This is a genomic window from Labrys wisconsinensis, assembly GCF_030814995.1.
Classification (GTDB): domain Bacteria; phylum Pseudomonadota; class Alphaproteobacteria; order Rhizobiales; family Labraceae; genus Labrys; species Labrys wisconsinensis.
The window spans coordinates 247,965-261,423 of sequence record NZ_JAUSVX010000006.1; the positions used below are offsets into that span (position 1 = coordinate 247,965).

Consider the following 13,459-nt stretch of genomic DNA (forward strand, 5'->3'; position numbering starts at 1 on the left):
TCAGGTCAGCCGGCCGAGCAGGCTGCCGATCGAGCCGGCATCGGTGTCGCCGACGGAGCGGCCGAGCTCGGTGTCGCCGCGGAACACGATCAGGGTGCTCTGCATGCGGGCGCCCAGGGCGCGCACGGCCTCCTTCTGGCTGTCGAAGTCGACCTCGAACACCTGAAGATCGCGAAACTGCGGCGCGGCCGTCAGGCGGGCCAGGATCGGCTTCTGGGCCCGGCAGGTCGGGCACCACGGCGCGGTGATCTCGACCAGGATCGGCCGGCCGGCCTTGCGTGCAGCCGCGAAGGCCTCGGGCGTATAGGCATGGTGCTCGGCGGCGGCGGCGAGGGCTGGCAGCACGGCGGCGATGCCGGCGAGGAGAAGGGCACGTCTGTCGAGCATGGGCGCCTCCCGAGGCGGGCCGTTGCGGCCGGCCCGCCTCGGGATCAGTCTGCCACGGCGGGCGCCGCCGCGCTGTCACGGTCCCGTGACCTCCAGAGCAAAGCACGTTTGGGCGGAAACGCTGCTTTGCTCTCGGTCTTTGTTTCGACGCGTCCTTGCGATTCTTGGCGATTCCGCCAAATCGCAAAACGCTCCGGAGCGCAATCGCGGTCAAGCGGGCGGGCGGCGCGGCGGCAATCCTGAAAGCGCTTCATGGGAGACGCCGGGCATGAATCCTTCGCAGAAGGCCCTCTGGTACATCGAGAGCCATCTCGACGGCGCCCTGAGCCTCGACGACATCGCGGCGATCGGCGGCGTCTCGCGCTATCACATGGTCCGCGCCTTCGCGGCCGCCACCGGCCTGTCGGTGATGCGCTATGTCCGCGCGCGCCGCCTCAGCCGGGCAGCCAAGGCGCTGAGCGAGGGAGCGCCCGACATCCTCGCGGTCGCGCTCGACGCCGGCTACGGCTCCCATGAAGCCTTCACCCGCGCCTTCCGCGAGCAGTTCGGGCTGACCCCCGATGCTGCCCGCGACCGGGGGCGCATCGCCCAACTCCCCCTCGTGGAGGCTCTCAGAATGGACACGACCCTTGCCGGCGAGCTCGGCTCGCCCCGCTTCGAGACCCACCGGCCGCTGCTCGTCGCCGGCCTGTCCGAACGCTATCACTGCGAGCGCACCGCCGGCATTCCCGGCCAGTGGCAGCGCCTGCAGCCGCATTTCGGCGCCATCCCCGGAGAGGTGCCGGGCGTCGCCTACGGCGTGTGCTGCAACGCCGACGATGCCGGCAATTTCGACTATCTCTGCGGCGTCGAGGTCGCCGACTTCTCGGAGCTGCCGGCGGATTTCGCCCGCCTGCGCATCGCCGGCGCCCGCTATGCCGTGTTCACCCATCGCGACCATGTCTCGACCATCCAGCGCACGGTGGCGACGATCTGGAACCATTGGCTGCCGGGCTCGGGGCGTCGGGCGGCCGACGGCCCGACCTTCGAGCGCTACGACGCCGCGTTCGATCCGCGCACCGGCCATGGCGGGTTCGAGATCTGGATCCCGATCGAGGCGTGACGGCCCTTCGCGCCCGGCCCCGTCTGCGCTAGCCTGCCGGGATGTCGTCGCGCGCCTATCCCGATCGCCCCCTGCTCGCCGCCAGCGCCGCGGTCTTCCGCGACGGGCGGGTGCTGCTGGCCGCGCGCGGGCGCGATCCGGGGCGCGGCGTCTTCACCCTGCCGGGCGGCCTGGTCGAACCGGGGGAGACCCTGGCGCAGGCGGCGCAGCGCGAGGTCCTGGAGGAGACCGGGCTCTCGGTCGAGATCGTCGGCTTCGCCGGCCATCGCGAGGTGATCGAGCGCGATGCCGACGGCCGCGTCGCCCGCCATTTCGTCGTCTGCGCCTTCGCGGCGCGCTGGCAGGAGGGCGAGCCGGTGCCGAGCGAAGAGGCGCCGGCCTTCCGCTGGGCCGATCCGGCGACGCTCGACCACCTGCCGGTGACCGAGGGGCTGCAGCCGATCATCGCCGAGGCCCGGGCGCTGATCGGCCAGGCTGAGACTGCCTGAGCCGGATCGCCTTCACCACCCCGGAGGGTTCGGCTTGCGGGGGGCGGCGGCCTCGCGCATATCTGCGGCATGAGAGCCCGTCCCTTGCGTCGCGCCGTCCTGCCCTGCCTGGCCCTGTGGCTCGCCGCGGCCTCGGCGGCCGGCCAGGCCGCGGCGCCGGCCGCTCCGCCGCCGCCGGCCGCGCCGCCGCCCTACCAGGGACAGATGCTGCGCCTCGCCGAGCTCCTCGGCGCGCTGCATTACCTGCGCGGCCTGTGCGGCGCGGCGGACGCGAGCGCCTATCGCGAGCGCATGACGGCGCTGATCGAGGGCGAGGCGCCTGACGAGGCGCGCAAGGCCCTGCTGGCGGGGGCCTTCAACCGCGGCTACCGCACCTTCCAGCAGACCTATCGCAGCTGCAACGCCTCCGCCGACGCCACCATCCGCGCCTATCTCGACGAGGGCGGGCGCATCGCCCGCGACATCGGCGCGCGCTACGCCAACTGACATCGTCATGCGGCCCGGCCGCGCCCCGGCCCGGCGAGAATCGCCGGCGCGGCCGGGCCGGGGCGCGGCCGAATTGGTTGACGCATCCCTGCCACGATCACTGGTTTTTTAACTATCCTGTTAATCTTGGTGAACGATTCGTCTCCCCGCGGCCGGCGGGCATGGTATGGTTTCCCGAAGCAGGGGCTCGGTACCGGGGGTCTGCATCGGTTCGGAATCGGGGGGAACGCGCGTGTCGGGTCGGCACGGCCCTTCGAGGTGGCGGCGCGGGCCTTCGCGTGGAATGGCATATGTTTGAGAATATCGACGCCCTGCACGATCGCCTGGCCGCCGAGGACGAGCGGCACGCCGCGCTCGACCATCTGCTGCAGGCCTGGGAGGACGCGATCCTGGACGGCATCGACGGGGCCTGCGTCGCCCATGCCGCGCTGTTCACGGCCTTCAAGGAGCTCGTCGCCACCTATGGCGAGGAGCAGGTCGCGGACTTCGCCCAGAAGCTGCCCGAGCGCGTGCGCAACGGCGAGTTCACGCTGCGCGGCATGGCGCAATAGCGCCGCCCGGCGTGGCGGGAATGCCACGCCTCGCAAGGATTGGCGGCGGCGGCCTCGCAAGTGCCCAACTCCGCCGCTAAGGTCCGGCCCGATCCGCTACCCGAGTGATTGGCCGCCCATGCTCCGCCGCGTCGCCTTCTCCGCCGCCCTGGTGATGCTCCTTGCCGCCCCCGCCTTCGCGGCGGGCGAAGTGGGCGCTCAGCCCCAGGCCGCCCCGGGCGCGGCTGCGCCTCCGGCCGACGCCAAGCCGCCGGTGGCCGCGCCCGCGACGCCGGCCCCGGACGCATCCGCCGACGAGCCGGCCGACCATGGCACGCCGCAGGTGTTCTACGGCGAGGACGGCCTGCCGGACAAGGTCAAGGAGCTCCGCCGGCGCATCATCGCCGCCTGCAAGACCGGCGATCTCGAGGCGTTGCGCCCGGTGCTCGAATCCGGCGAGACGCCGCCGTCCCTTTCCGGCGGCGACAGCGACGACCCGATCGCGACGCTGAAGCTCCTGTCCGGCGACGACAAGGGGCGGGAGATCCTCGCCATCCTGCTCGACGTGATGGAGGCGGGCTATGTCCATGTCGACGTCGGCACGCCGCAGGAAATGTATGTCTGGCCCTATTTCGCCCGCTACAAGCTCGACAAGCTCACCGGCCCGCAGATGGTCGAATTGTTCCGGCTGATCACCGCCGGCGACTTCCAGGACATGCAGGACAAGGGCGTCTATTCCTTCTACCGCGCCGGCATCGGCCCGGACGGCACCTGGCACTATTTCGAGGACGGCGACTGAGGGCAGCGCCGGCTGGCCGGCCCGTCTAGATCCGGCCGGCAGCGAGACTGATCTCGACCCATGCGCCGCGGTCTTGCTGCGAGCGCAGGGCGGCTTCGACGAAGGCGATGCCGATGGCGCCGTCGACCACGCCGGGCAGCCCGATGTCCTCCAGGTCCGGCCGCCCGCCCTGCCGGCGGGAGAGGATCGCCCCGGCCGCGTCGGCATAGATGTTGCCGAAGGCCTCCAGATAGCCCTCGGTCAGCCCGCGCGGCAGCCGCGTGGCCCGCCGGGCTGCGGCGCTGAGCGAGGCGTCGCCGCGCGAGAGCGTCTGCGCAGCGCAGCCGGCGGGAGCCCAGCACAAGTGGTTGGGCCGCTCCTGGTCCCAGGCCAGGCCGCCCCGCTCGCCATAGACGCGCAGGCGCAGGCCGCATTCATTGCCATGGGCGACCTGGCTTGCCAGCAGCGTTCCTTCCGCGCCACCGGTGAGACGCATCAGCAGCTGCGCATTGTCGTCGAGGCGGCGGCCGGGCAGGAAGCTGCGCAACTGCGCCGCCACCGCTTCCACCTCCAGGCCGGTGACGTAGCGTGCGAGATGCAGGGCATGCGTGCCGATGTCCGCGATGCAGCCGCCCGGCCCGGCGCGCTGCGGATCGGTGCGCCAGAGCGCCTGCTTGTCGCCCTGGTCCTCCAGCGGCGCGGCGAGCCAATCCTGCAGGAATTCGACGTGGACGAGCCGGATGGCGCCGAGCTCTCCGGCCGCGACCATGGCGCGGGCCTGCCGCACCATCGGGAAGCCCGAATAGGTGTGGGTCAGGACGAAGACGAGGCCGGTCCGCCGCACCTGCGCCACGAGGTCGAGCGCATCGTCGAGGGTCGTGGTCAGCGGCTTGTCGCAGACGATGTCGATCTTCCGATCCAGGAAGGCCCGGCAGATGGCATGGTGGGTGTCGTTGGGCGTCACGATGGCCACGGCATCGATGCCGTCGGCCCTGGCGGCCTCGGCCTGCGCCATCGTCTGGAAATCGTCATAGGTCCGGTCCGGCGCGATGAACCAGTCCTGGGCCGAGGCCCGGGCGCGTGCCGGATCGGAGGAAAGGCAACCGGCGACGAGCTCGAAGCGGTTGTCCATGCGTGCCGCCAGGGCATGGACCGCGCCGATGAAGGCGCCGCGGCCGCCGCCGACCATGCCGAGGCGCAGGCGGCGGTTCGGCATGGCGCCACCCGCCTGCTCGGGCCTGCCGGACGGGCCGGTCACGAAGCGGACCCTTCCGTCCCGACGGGCGAGGACGTGGTCTCGCACCGCTCGGCGATCTCGGACACCCGCACCCAGCGCCTCTCGAGCGAGGACGCGGCGATCGCATCGAGCGTACATTGGATGCGATGGGCGTCGGCGAAATTCGGCCAGGCATCGGTCCTTCCCGCCGCGACGGCCTCGATGAGGGTCCTGATCTCGATCATCTTCTGGTCATTGTAGCCCATGCCGATATTCGCCACGGGGTAGAAGGCGCCATAGCCGGCATGCTCGGGCGCGGCCTCGATCCGGCGGAAGCCCTGCCGGCCCGGCCGGTCGGCGGCGGAGTAGAATTCGAGCGTGTTCAGCCGATCGATGCTCCAGGCCAGCGATCCGCGGGTCCCGGTGACGACATAGGCGAATTCCATGCGCCGGCCCGTGGCGACGCGGCTCGCATCCATCGTGCCCGTTGCTCCGCCGGCGAGCTTGAGAAGGACGAGCACCTCGTCGTCGGTCTCCACCTTGCGCAGCGCAGTCGCGGGTCCCGCCTGTCGTCCGATCGCCGCGCCCGGCACCAGCGGGCGCTCGCCATGAACGATGCGGACATGGCCCATGACCTCGGCGACATCGCCAATGAGGTATTGCAGCATGGAGAGCAGGTGGGAGACGGTGTCGCCGAGCGTGCCGCTCCCGGCGATCGACCTGTCGTGGCGCCAGACGAACGGCGCCTGCGGGTCCGACATGTAGTCGACATTCTTGGAGAACCGCACGTTGACCACCTCGCCGATGTCACCGGCGGCGATGATCTCGCGGGCAACGCGGTGGATCGGGTTGACGGGGTAGTTGTAGCCGACGAGCGTCACGACGCCGCGGCGCCCGGCGGCCTGTGCCATGGCAAAGCTTTGCCGGCTGTTCATCGCCAGCGGCTTCTCGCAATAGACGTGCTTGCCCGCCGCGATGGCGGCGAGGGCGATGGTGTGATGCAGGTGGTTCGGCGTGACGACGTCCACGACGTCGACGTCGGGGCTCGCCACGAGCTCCCGCCAGTCGCCGGTCGATCTTGCGACGCCGCAGGCCCGGGCCGCATCGGCGGCCAGCTCGGGCGTCGCGTCGGCGACCATCTCCAGCGACACCGAGGGCTCCGGCCCGAAGACGACGTGCTGTGCGGCGAGGAGCAGGGCATGCGTCCTGCCCATCCAGCCGCTGGCGCCGACGAGCCCGACGCGGATCCTGGTCATGGTCTCTTTCCCTGCGGCGGTGTCCGGCGAGGCCTCGATGCCGTCAGCTTCGGAATGTCACGGTCTCGAAGGTCCGCGACCGGGCGGAGCGGGCGATCGTCTCGACGATCTCGGCGACGCGGTAGCCGTCCTCGAAGGTCGCACGCGGCGCGACCGGCTTGCCGCAGGCGGCCGCTTCCAGCATGTGCCGGGCCTGGTGGGCGAAGCATTCGTTCCAGCCGAGGGGGTGCTGGCCCTGGATGCCGATCGGCAGCCAGAAATCGCTGTAGGGATGGCCGGCCTGGGTGACGAGCTGGGTCCGCGGCCCTCGCCCGGGCTCGAGGACGACGAGCTCGTTCAGCCGCTCCATGTGGAAGGCGATCGAGGCCCTGGTGCCGTCGACCTCGATGGAGCCGCCGAGGTTGTGGGCGGCGGCGACGCGCGAGGCCTCGAACGAGGCGCTGGCGCCGTTCTCGAGCCGGCCGACGCAGACGAAGGCATCGTCGTTGACGTCGGTGACACGGCCGGCGGGATCGCCGGTCCAGGTGCTCGTCATCGCCGCGACCGAGACGACCTCGCCGACGAGGAAACGGGCCTGGTCGATGTGATGGGAGCCGAGGTCGCCCAGCGCGCCCAGGCCGGCCTCCGACCGGCTGAAGCGCCAGGAGAGGGGCTCGCCGGTGATCATGTTGAGCAGGAAGCGTGAGCGGAAATGCCGGATCTCGCCGAGCTCCCCGGCACGGATCATGTCGCGCGCGAGATTGAGGGCCGGGATCGAGCGGTGCATGAAGGCGCACATCGCGGTCGCGCCCGATGCCTCGAGGGTCTTCCACAGCGCATAGGCTTCGTCCGCCGAGCCGGCGAGCGGCTTCTCGCACAGGACCGCCTTGCCCGACCGGGCGGCGGCCACCGACGGTTCGGCGTGAAGATGGTTGGGCCCCGCATTGATCAGGAGGTCGACGTCGGCAGCGTCCGCCGCCTCCCGCCAGTCCGTGGTCATGCGCTCGAAGCCGTAGCGAGCCCGGATCCCGGCCGCCAGTGTCGGATCCTGGTCGGCGAGCACCGTCAGGCGGACGTCGATGCCGGGAGTCCAGCTCGTCATCGATGCGGTGCGAAAGGTGAGCGCGTGCATCTGGCCGATGAAGCCCGCGCCGATCAATCCGATCCTGATCATCGTCCCGCCCTGTTGCGCGCCGGTGCGGCAGCACGGCCTGCCGGCGTCCCGTCCCTGTGATGATCGCACGATCGCAAGGCATCCGCACTCTGTCAACTATATTGTTGACAATCATGATAACAAGACCCTACCGTGCCTCCGTTCCGATCAGGGCAAACCAATCACCAGGGGAGGAAGGCACATGACTGCCAGGTTCACGCGTCGTCAGGCCGGCATCGCGATGCTCGGGGCGGGCGCCGCGCTCGCCCTCGGATCGGCTTCGTCCGCCGGGGCGGCCGTCAAGAAGATCGCCGTCCTGCCGAAGACGCTGATCAACGACGTGTTCCAGATCAAGATCGCCGAGGCGGCCGAGCAGGCGGCGGCCAGGCTCGGCATCCCGATCGAACGGTTCGCCTCGAGCAGCGACGTCGCCGTCCAGGACCAGATCAACATCATCGAGGCGTTGATCGCCCGCGGCGAGTTCGGCGGCATCGTGCTGGCGGCCACCGTGGCCCGGGGACTCGGCAACGTGGTGCGCAAGGCCAGGCAGGCCGGCCTCTACGTGGTGCTCGTCGACAGCCGGACGGACGGCGACGACTTCGTCACGGTGATCCAGACCGACAACGTCAAGGCCGCAGGCGTCGGTGCCGATTACAGCGCCAGGCTGATCGGCGAGAAGGGCATCGTGGCGATGCTCGAGGGCGAGCCGGGCGGGGAGACTGCCGCGCAGCGGACGCAGGGGTTCCACGAGGGCATCGGCAAGTATCCGGGCATCGAGCTGGTGAGCTCGATCGGCGGCCACTGGACGCTGCCGGGCGGCGTGGAAGCGACGGAGGCCATCATTGCCGGCCACAAGGACCTCGACCTCATCTTCGCCGCGTCCGACATGATGGGGGTGGGCGCACGCCAGGTGCTCGACCGCGCGGCGAAGAAGGCGCAGGCGAGCGGCGATGCGGCGCAGGCCAGGAAGTTCTCCGACGTCAGGATCGTCGGCTTCGACGGCGTCGCCGAGGCGGTCCGGCAGATCTGGGCGGGGAAATTTTCCGGCACCGTCGCCCAGCGTCCCGACATCATGGGCAGCAAGGCGGTCGAGATCCTCGCCCAGCTCATGCGGGGGGAGAAGACGCCGGCCGACATTCCCAGGCGGATCGACTCCGGCATGATGCTGGTGACGCCCGAGAACGTCGACGCCTACGCCAAGGAGATCGGCGTGGAGAAGGCTTGACCCGGCGCCGGCGGACCGGCCGGGCCGGGCGGATCGGCCCGGGCTTGGTTCAAGCCGCTCGCCTCGTCCTCAACGCATCGGGACCCGTGAATGTCTCTCCTGTCGCTTCGTCACATCAGCAAGCAGTTCGGGGCGCTCTTCGCCCTCGACGACGTATCCGTCGATTTCAACGCCGGCGAGGTCGTGGCGCTGCTCGGCGACAACGGCGCCGGCAAGTCGACCCTGATCAAGGTCATCTCCGGCACCTATGTCGCGGAAAGCGGCGAGATCCTCCTCGCCGGCGAGAAGGTCGCCTTCGCCTCGCCCCGGGACGCGCTCGACGCCGGCATCCAGACCCTGTTCCAGGACCTGGCCCTGTGCGACAACCTCGATGTCGTGGCCAACCTGTTCCTCGGGCGGGAACTGCGCCGGTCCGTCCTGCCCGGCTTGTCCTTCTTCGACACGGCGCGGATGCGCCGGCGGGCGAGCGAGCTTCTCCGCGACCTCGCCGTCGACCTGCCGAGCGTGGACTGCAAGGTCAGGGACCTCTCCGGCGGCCAGCGCCAGTCCGTGGCGATCGCCAGGGCCGTCAACGCCGATTGCCGGATCATCATCATGGACGAGCCCACCGCCGCCCTCGGCGTCGCGCAGACGCGCAAGGTGCTCGGCCTCGTCCGGCAGCTGCGCGACCGCGGCATGGCGGTGATCTACATCACCCACAACCTGCACGACGTCATGGACGTCTGCGACCGCTGCGTCGTGATGAAGAATGGCCGCAAGATCGGGGAAGCCTCGACCGCGGCCGTCGGCAAGGACGAGCTGGCCAACATGATCATCACCGGCGAGATCAAGCCCTCCGCGCCGGCATCCCTCCAGGTTCGGGTGTAGCAATGTCCAACGCGCTTTCCAGCAAATGGGCCGAGAGCGGCGGCCTGTCGGCGCCGTTCTGGCGCCTGTTCGACCGGGTCGGCCCGCTCCTGCTGCTCGCGACCATCATCCTGGCCGTCACCGCGATCCGGCCGAGCTTCCTCACCAGCGCGAACCTGATGACCATCGGCCTGCAGGCCTCGGTCAACGCGCTGCTCGCCATCGGCCAGACCCTGGTGATCGTGTCCGGCGGCATCGAGCTGTCGGTCGGGACGATGATGTCGCTGTCGATGGTGGTCATGGCTTTCTCGACCCTCACCTTCGGCGTGCCGATGCCCCTGAGCATGATGATCGCGGTGCTGTTCGGCGTGGCCGGCGGCGCGATCAACGGTTTCCTCGTCGCTTACGGCCGGATTCCGGCCTTCATCGCCACGCTGGGGATGCTCGGCATCGCGCAGGGGACGGCCCTGAAGCTCTCCGGCGGCTATGCCATGTACGGCTTCCCCGACTGGTTCGACTTCATCGGCAACGGCGAGCTCGTCGGCATTCCCTTCCCGATCTGGATCGTGGCGACCGTGGCGGTCCTGGCGCATTACCTCTTCACCCAGCGGCCGATGGGGCGCTACGCCTTCGCCATGGGAGCGAGCGAGGAGAGCGTCCGGCGCGCCGGCGTCGACGTGCGGCGGCTGAAGCTCCGGATCTACATGGCTTGCGGGGTTACGGTGGGCTGCGCGGCGATCGTCCTCGCCTCGCGCATCGACTCCGCCCATCCCGGCATCGGCCTCGGCTACGAGCTCGACGCCATCGCCGCCTCGGTGATCGGCGGAGCCAGCCTGATGGGCGGGCGCGGCAGCGTCCTCGGCGCCATCAGCGGCGCGCTGGTCATGGCGACCATCCGCTTCGCGCTGAACCTCTTCGGCATGGAGCCGTTCCTGCAGCAGATCGTCGTCGGCGTCGTTCTCATCGGCGCCGTCTACCTCGACACGGTCCGCGTCGCGCAGGAGGAGCGCCGCACCAAGGTCCGCGCCCGCCACCATTGATGCAGCTTCATCACGACAGGGACGCATGACATGAACTCGGACATCCTGGCAAAGCTCGGCCGGCGCCTGCGCCTGGGCATGGTCGGCGGCGGTTTCGACTCGGTGATCGGCGAGACCCATCGCATCGCCTTCCAGGCCGACGGCTTCTATGACCTCGTGGCCGGCGCCTTCTCGATCGACCGCGAGGTCGCCCGGCGGACCGCCGCCGCCCTCCTCGTCGGCGGCGACCGGCTCTACGACGATTACCGCGAGATGGCGCGACGCGAGGCCGCCCGGGCCGACGGGATCGACGTGGTGGTCATCGCGACGCCGCCGCAGATCCATCAGGAGGTCGCTGTCGCCTTCCTCTCCGCCGGCATCGATGTGATCTGTGAGAAGCCGATGACCCGCACCGTGGCGCAGGCGGAAGAGCTGGCCGCCATCGTCGCCGCCTCCGGACGGCTGTTCGTCCTGACCCATTGCTATTCCGGCTTCCCCATGGTCCGCCACGCCCGCGACCTCGTGCGATCCGGAGCGCTCGGGCGGCTGCGCATGATCGAGGCCGAATTCGCCGGCGGCGCGCCGGGCGTCGCGGTCGAGCCGGCCGACCCGGCGGAGCGGCATTGGCGCTTCCGGGCCGCCTCGATGGGGCCGGAGGCGATCCTCGGCGAGGTCGGGTCGCATGCGCACCATCTCATGGGCTACGTCAGCGGGCTGCGGCCGAACCGCATCTGCGCCCGCATGCAGACCTTCGCGGCGGGCCGCGAGGTCTACGACAATGCCTATCTCGCGTTCGACTACCCCGATGGCGCCGTCGGCCGGCTGTGGGCGAGCTATGTCGCGGTCGGCACCCAGCACGGCCTGTCCCTCCGGATCTACGGCGAGACGGCCGCGCTCGAATGGCGGGAGGAGGATGCCGAGTATCTCCGGCTGCGCCCGCTGCACGGGCCGGAGACGGTGCTGCGGTCGGGCCAGGACGGCACGTCCGACCTCGTCGCGCGCTCGGCCCGCTTCCGGCCGGGCCATCCGGAAGGCTATCCTCTGGCCTTCGCCAACCTCTACGCCGAGGCTGCGTCCGCGCTCGTCGCCATGCGCACGGGTGGCGATCCCTCCGCCTTCACAGCCCATCTGCCGACGGTCTTCGACGGGCTCGAGGGCATGCGCATGATCGCCGGCGCCGCGGCCTCGAACCGGGAGGATGCGCGCTGGCAGCCCCTGTGAGGGGCAGGCCCCTCACGCGCCTGCCGCGTGCATCTCCCGGGGATGGCGGCCATAACGGATCTCGTAGCTGCGGATGTACTCCTCCGGCGATCCCGGCAGGTGGTCCCGGATCAGCTGGACGAGCCGATCGTGGTCGCTTCCCTTCATCGCGTCGATGATCGCCCAGTGCTGCGCGACCACCTTCGCCATATGGGCCCGGTCGCCATATTTGATGGCGCGGATCAGATGCGCCTTGCGCGCGTAGTCGGCGATCGTCTGGACCAGCTGGCGGTTCGCGCAGGCCGAATATTGCTCGCGGTGGAAGTCGATGTTCAGATGGAAGACCGACCGGAAGTCCTCGTTCGCGACGGCCGCGGCATGCCGCTCCTGGATCCCGGTCATCGCCTCGATCACCGCCGCCGGCGCCGGCAGGCGCGTGCGCAGGGCCGCGCTGGTTTCGAGGATCTCCCGCACGTCGTAGATGTCCCGCACCTCGGCCGGCGTCAGCTCGGTCACGACCGCTCCCTTGTTGGGGACGCGCACGACGAGGCCGAGATCCTCCAAGATCGCGAAGACCTCGCGGATCGTGTGCCGCTTGGCCTCGAAGCGTTCCGCCAGGCGCTCCTCCACCAGGCGCGACTGCGGCGGGAGGACGCCGAACACGATGTCCTCCTCGATGGCGCTCAAGATCTGGTCTGTCTGCATGTCGACGCTCGCACCGGAAACGGCTCCGACTCAAGTCCTAGCACATCGCGCACCACATTTGTGTTGCCATTATTGTTAACAATATGATTGACAAAATCTGGATCGCCGATACTCTCCGTGCGAGGGAATGGCGCCGCAGCGCGACCTGCGGCGGCGGCCTCCCGCAAAGTCAGCCTTGCCGAGGGGGAGCAGAATGCGCACGAACGGTCTGCGCGCCGTCTGGAACGAAGGACGTTACGCGCTGAACGCCTGGCTTTCGATCGGGTCGAGCTACAGCGCCGAAGTCCTGGCGCATCTGCCCTATGACGCGGTCACGGTCGACCTGCAGCACGGGATGTTCGATTTCGAGACGGCGCTGGCGATGCTGCAGGCCATCTCGACGACCGATGCCGTGCCGCTGGTGCGCGTGCCTGAGAATGCCGCCTGGCTCATCCAGAAGGTGCTGGACATGGGCGCCTATGGGGTCATCTGCCCGATGATCGACACGCGGGAGGCCTGCGAAGCCTTCGTCCAGGCGGTCCGCTACCCCCCGCTGGGCAAGCGCAGCTTCGGCCCGGCGCGCGGCCTGCTCTATGGCGGCGGCGACTATGCCGCCCGGGCCAACGAGACGGTGCTGTCCTGGGCCATGATCGAAACCGAGACGGCCTTGGCCAACCTCGACGCGATCGCGTCGGTCGAGGGGCTCAGCGGCCTCTATATCGGGCCGAGCGACCTGTCCATGACGCTGGAGGGAGAGGTCGCAAGCCCGCTCTCGCCGCGGGTCGTCCGGGAGGTGGGCCGCATCGCGGCCGTGGCGCACGGGCACGGCCTGCGGGTCGGCACCTTCTGTCCCGACGTCGCCTTCGCCCGCGACATGGTGGCGCTCGGCTGCGACCTGATGACGGTCATGAACGATGCGGGCCTGCTGCGCAAGGCGACGGGAGCGCTGATGGAGGAATTGCACTTCGCCCGCAGCGGCCGGCAGCTCGTCGACGCCCCTTAGAGCAAAGCAGCGTTTGGACGGAAACGCTGCTTTGCTCTCTCTCCTTGTTTCGACGCGTCTTTGCGATGCTTGGCGAGTCCGCCAAATCGCAAAACGCTTTAGCCGCA

General features: G+C 69.9%; 15 protein-coding genes. 10 read left to right on the top strand and 5 right to left on the bottom strand.

Annotated elements, in window-relative coordinates; genetic code table 11:
* Window positions 1-387 (bottom strand): thioredoxin family protein, encoded by a 387-nt coding sequence (locus tag QO011_RS17985; protein WP_307274679.1) that lies wholly within the window; start codon window positions 385-387, stop codon window positions 1-3.
* A 268-nt stretch (window positions 388-655) separates the two neighbouring features.
* Between QO011_RS17985 and QO011_RS17990 the strand changes: the two genes are divergently transcribed.
* The 5 genes from QO011_RS17990 (at window position 656) to QO011_RS18010 (ending at window position 3,792) form a co-directional block, all read left to right on the top strand.
* Window positions 656-1,489: an AraC family transcriptional regulator gene (locus QO011_RS17990; RefSeq protein WP_307274681.1), complete on the top strand. Its 834-nt coding sequence runs from the start codon at window positions 656-658 to the stop codon at window positions 1,487-1,489.
* A 41-nt stretch (window positions 1,490-1,530) separates the two neighbouring features.
* A complete protein-coding gene (locus QO011_RS17995) occupies window positions 1,531-1,977 on the top strand; it encodes an NUDIX hydrolase (RefSeq protein ID WP_307274682.1) in 447 nt (148 codons plus the stop codon).
* An 84-nt stretch (window positions 1,978-2,061) separates the two neighbouring features.
* The gene (locus tag QO011_RS18000; protein WP_307274684.1) at window positions 2,062-2,463 is read left to right on the top strand and encodes a TIGR02301 family protein; all 402 of its coding nucleotides are present in this window, start codon (window positions 2,062-2,064) and stop codon (window positions 2,461-2,463) included.
* A gap of 290 nt (window positions 2,464-2,753) precedes the next feature.
* Window positions 2,754-3,014 (top strand): hypothetical protein, encoded by a 261-nt coding sequence (locus QO011_RS18005; protein ID WP_307274686.1) that lies wholly within the window; start codon window positions 2,754-2,756, stop codon window positions 3,012-3,014.
* Between the two features lie 118 nt (window positions 3,015-3,132).
* Complete coding sequence (locus tag QO011_RS18010; RefSeq protein WP_307274689.1) at window positions 3,133-3,792, top strand: hypothetical protein; 660 nt, start codon at window positions 3,133-3,135, stop codon at window positions 3,790-3,792.
* A 25-nt stretch (window positions 3,793-3,817) separates the two neighbouring features.
* On the opposite strand, the gene QO011_RS18015 is transcribed toward QO011_RS18010, so the two are convergent.
* The 3 genes from QO011_RS18015 to QO011_RS18025 are packed head-to-tail and all read right to left on the bottom strand — an operon-like array spanning window position 3,818 to window position 7,396.
* Window positions 3,818-5,029, bottom strand: a complete 1,212-nt coding sequence (locus tag QO011_RS18015) for a Gfo/Idh/MocA family protein (protein WP_442358306.1) — start codon at window positions 5,027-5,029, stop codon at window positions 3,818-3,820.
* Complete coding sequence (locus tag QO011_RS18020) at window positions 5,026-6,243, bottom strand: Gfo/Idh/MocA family protein (RefSeq protein ID WP_307274691.1); 1,218 nt, start codon at window positions 6,241-6,243, stop codon at window positions 5,026-5,028. The genes QO011_RS18015 and QO011_RS18020 overlap by 4 nt, the downstream gene beginning before the upstream one ends.
* Window positions 6,244-6,286: 43 nt before the next feature.
* Complete coding sequence (locus QO011_RS18025) at window positions 6,287-7,396, bottom strand: Gfo/Idh/MocA family protein (protein WP_307274693.1); 1,110 nt, start codon at window positions 7,394-7,396, stop codon at window positions 6,287-6,289.
* Window positions 7,397-7,577: 181 nt separating this feature from the next.
* On the opposite strand from QO011_RS18025, the gene QO011_RS18030 reads away from it, so the two are divergent.
* The 4 genes from QO011_RS18030 (at window position 7,578) to QO011_RS18045 (ending at window position 11,686) form a co-directional block, all read left to right on the top strand.
* Window positions 7,578-8,600, top strand: a complete 1,023-nt coding sequence (locus tag QO011_RS18030; protein WP_307274694.1) for a sugar ABC transporter substrate-binding protein — start codon at window positions 7,578-7,580, stop codon at window positions 8,598-8,600.
* A 90-nt stretch (window positions 8,601-8,690) separates the two neighbouring features.
* A complete protein-coding gene (locus QO011_RS18035) occupies window positions 8,691-9,467 on the top strand; it encodes an ATP-binding cassette domain-containing protein (RefSeq protein WP_307274697.1) in 777 nt (258 codons plus the stop codon).
* Between the two features lie 2 nt (window positions 9,468-9,469).
* Window positions 9,470-10,486: an ABC transporter permease gene (locus QO011_RS18040; protein WP_307274698.1), complete on the top strand. Its 1,017-nt coding sequence runs from the start codon at window positions 9,470-9,472 to the stop codon at window positions 10,484-10,486.
* A gap of 30 nt (window positions 10,487-10,516) precedes the next feature.
* Entirely contained in the window at window positions 10,517-11,686 is a 1,170-nt protein-coding gene (locus QO011_RS18045) for a Gfo/Idh/MocA family protein (RefSeq protein WP_307274700.1), read from the top strand.
* A 12-nt stretch (window positions 11,687-11,698) separates the two neighbouring features.
* Here the strand turns inward: QO011_RS18045 and QO011_RS18050 are convergent, their stop codons facing one another.
* On the bottom strand, window positions 11,699-12,370 hold the full coding sequence (locus tag QO011_RS18050; RefSeq protein ID WP_307274702.1) for a GntR family transcriptional regulator: 672 nt from the start codon (window positions 12,368-12,370) through the stop codon (window positions 11,699-11,701).
* Window positions 12,371-12,563: 193 nt separating this feature from the next.
* Between QO011_RS18050 and QO011_RS18055 the strand changes: the two genes are divergently transcribed.
* On the top strand, window positions 12,564-13,352 hold the full coding sequence (locus QO011_RS18055) for an HpcH/HpaI aldolase family protein (RefSeq protein WP_307274705.1): 789 nt from the start codon (window positions 12,564-12,566) through the stop codon (window positions 13,350-13,352).
* The last annotated feature ends 107 nt before the right edge of the window (window positions 13,353-13,459 follow it).

Bases quoted from the DNA above. Each gene is read 5' to 3' on its own strand.
- QO011_RS18025 (WP_307274693.1), bottom strand. From the start codon at position 7,396: ATGATCAGGATCGGATTGATCGGCGCGGGCTTCATCGGCCAGATGCAC.
- QO011_RS18020 (WP_307274691.1), bottom strand. From the start codon at position 6,243: ATGACCAGGATCCGCGTCGGGCTCGTCGGCGCCAGCGGCTGGATGGGC.
- QO011_RS18005 (WP_307274686.1), top strand. From the start codon at position 2,754: ATGTTTGAGAATATCGACGCCCTGCACGATCGCCTGGCCGCCGAGGAC.
- QO011_RS18030 (WP_307274694.1), top strand. From the start codon at position 7,578: ATGACTGCCAGGTTCACGCGTCGTCAGGCCGGCATCGCGATGCTCGGG.
- QO011_RS18055 (WP_307274705.1), top strand. From the start codon at position 12,564: ATGCGCACGAACGGTCTGCGCGCCGTCTGGAACGAAGGACGTTACGCG.
- QO011_RS18035 (WP_307274697.1), top strand. From the start codon at position 8,691: ATGTCTCTCCTGTCGCTTCGTCACATCAGCAAGCAGTTCGGGGCGCTC.
- QO011_RS18045 (WP_307274700.1), top strand. From the start codon at position 10,517: ATGAACTCGGACATCCTGGCAAAGCTCGGCCGGCGCCTGCGCCTGGGC.
- QO011_RS17990 (WP_307274681.1), top strand. From the start codon at position 656: ATGAATCCTTCGCAGAAGGCCCTCTGGTACATCGAGAGCCATCTCGAC.
- QO011_RS17985 (WP_307274679.1), bottom strand. From the start codon at position 387: ATGCTCGACAGACGTGCCCTTCTCCTCGCCGGCATCGCCGCCGTGCTG.
- QO011_RS17995 (WP_307274682.1), top strand. From the start codon at position 1,531: ATGTCGTCGCGCGCCTATCCCGATCGCCCCCTGCTCGCCGCCAGCGCC.
- QO011_RS18040 (WP_307274698.1), top strand. From the start codon at position 9,470: ATGTCCAACGCGCTTTCCAGCAAATGGGCCGAGAGCGGCGGCCTGTCG.
- QO011_RS18050 (WP_307274702.1), bottom strand. From the start codon at position 12,370: ATGCAGACAGACCAGATCTTGAGCGCCATCGAGGAGGACATCGTGTTC.
- QO011_RS18010 (WP_307274689.1), top strand. From the start codon at position 3,133: ATGCTCCGCCGCGTCGCCTTCTCCGCCGCCCTGGTGATGCTCCTTGCC.